Annotated in this window: 2 protein-coding genes; both read right to left on the reverse strand. The window is 67.7% G+C overall.

Annotation, left to right across the window (positions count from 1 at the left end):
- Nucleotides 1–600: MBL fold metallo-hydrolase (locus AC1DYI_RS35605; RefSeq protein ID WP_477208811.1), on the reverse strand; the 600-nt coding region annotated here is incomplete at its 3' end.
- An 81-nt stretch (nucleotides 601–681) separates the two neighbouring features.
- A partial coding sequence (locus AC1DYI_RS35610) for a TolB family protein (RefSeq protein ID WP_477208812.1) occupies nucleotides 682–1,425 on the reverse strand: 744 nt, incomplete at its 5' end.

The following is a 1,425-nucleotide window of genomic DNA, read 5'->3' on the forward strand; positions in this document are numbered from 1 at the left end:
GACCTCTACAGCGCCTTTCGGTGAGTCAACGGTGTGCGAGTCCCACCAGTCGAGCTCACGTGCTTTCGACACGCCCTTGCTGCGCAGCCAATCCTCGAGACCCAGCGGAACGACGAAGAGAGGCGGGCCGCCCGCTTGCTCGTTCAGGTGCCGGATGGACGCTTCGTCCAGATGGTCGTAGTGATTGTGCGAGGCGACGACCAGGTCGATGCGGGGCAGTTCGTCCAGCGCGAGGCCTGGCGGCTGGTGCCGCTTCGGCCCGGCGAACTGCACGGGCGAGGCGCGGTCAGAAAAGATCGGGTCCGTCAGCACGTTGAGCCCGCCCAACTGCGCAAGGACGGTGGCATGGCCGACCCAGGTGACGGCCGGCTGCATGCGGGCTCCGGCCTTCGCATTGGCATGCAAGAAGCCGAGATCCGGTGGCGTCCGTGGGATCGGGTCGCGAGGCGGTGGTGGCAAGTTGTTCCGCGAGGCGTTCATTCGCCAGCGCAACACCTCGGCCAGGCTCTTGGGCTGGAAGTCGCTGTGGTTGTTCTGGAACCCGTCGGGCCGGTGGTGCGGCTTGGATGGGTCGAAGTAGCGGTTCCTGGGGCGGCTCACAGTGGCGGCGTCCGGCGGGGCTGAAAGTGGCCATGATGCCAAGAAACCCACGGCCCTGACTTCAGGGCGGTGCCAGCGCGTCTAACGTCGTGCCGGGCAGGCGGGTGGCCAGTCTTCCTGGCCCTGGCGGTGCCAGACGAAGAATTCGCCGCTGGCGTTTTCCTTCAGGTCGCGCGAGAACATCAACGTGCGGCCGGACGGCGAAGCCAGCGCGCCGATTTCACTGCCGTTGGCGTTGATCTCGTTCGGCAGCCTCTCGCGCGCAGACCAGCCGGTGCTGGTCAGATGGCTCTCGTACAAGCCATCTTCGGCCATCAGGATCATCGTCTGGCCGTCCGGCAGCGGCAGCGCCTCGTAGTCATTGCCCTGGCTGTTCAGCGCGGGGCCGGCGTTCTCGACCTGCCACTGGCCGTTGTTGGCCTCACGCGCCCGCCAGATGTCGGTCTTGCCATGGCCACCGGGCCGATCCGACCCGAAATACAGCCAGCCGTCGTTGGCCAGCCGCGGGAACCATTCCTGGCCCGCCGAGTTGATGGGCGCTGGCAGGCGCTGAGGCTGGCCCCAGCGGCCGTCGGCGTCGCGATCGACGCGCCAGATGTCCAGGTCCTTGCGATGTTCACCGTCGGTCGAGCGGGTCGAGATGAACCACAGGCTGCGGCCGTCGGGCGTGAACCAGGGGTCGGCCTCGACGCCGTCGCCGGCGAACGCGGCGTCCATCGGCGTGGACCAGCCGTTGGCTTCGCAGCGGCTGTGCAGGATGCGCCAGCCGCGGAAGTCCGCCCCGCTGCGCACGAAGTAAAGGTCGCCCGTCTTGGGGTCGAACGC

Source organism: Ideonella sp. P3_A4 (genome assembly GCF_056403075.1).